This is a genomic window from Streptomyces doebereineriae, from assembly GCF_031845645.1.
Taxonomy (GTDB): Bacteria; Actinomycetota; Actinomycetes; order Streptomycetales; family Streptomycetaceae; genus Streptomyces; species Streptomyces canus.
Genome location: NZ_JAVREZ010000311.1, coordinates 1 through 451 on the forward strand (window position 1 = coordinate 1; position 451 = coordinate 451).

The following is a 451-nucleotide window of genomic DNA, read 5'->3' on the forward strand; positions in this document are numbered from 1 at the left end:
TCGTGGCCCCGGTGGCCCAGCTCCTCCAGCACGGCCCGGTCGAAACCCTGCTCGGCCACCAGGGTGAGCGGGCGCGACTGGCGTGGCGTGAACGAGGTGGGGACGTGGTCGGTGTGGAACGTGGTCGCCTCCGTGGCCCGCTGCGGTGCCATGCCGAAGTCGATGTGGTTGAGGAGGAAGTGCAGCGTCCACTGGTCCTGCTGGTCCCCGCCCGGGGTGCCGAAGGCGAGGTAGGGGCGGCCCTCCTTCAGTACGAGGGTGGGGCTGAGCGTGGTGCGCGGGCGCTTGCCGGGCGCGAGGACGTTGGGGTGCCCCTCGGCCAGCCAGGCCATCTGTCCCCGGGTGCCGAGCGGGAAGCCGAGACCCGGCACCACGGGGGAGCTTTTCAGCCAGCCGCCGCTGGGCGTCGAGACGACCATGTTGCCCTCCCGGTCGGTGGCGGTGACACAGG

General features: G+C 72.3%; 1 protein-coding gene. It reads right to left on the reverse strand.

All coding sequences use genetic code 11. From position 1 onward, the window contains the following. Positions 1–451: gamma-glutamyltransferase (locus RNB18_RS52035; protein WP_311721061.1), on the reverse strand; the 451-nt coding region annotated here is incomplete at both ends.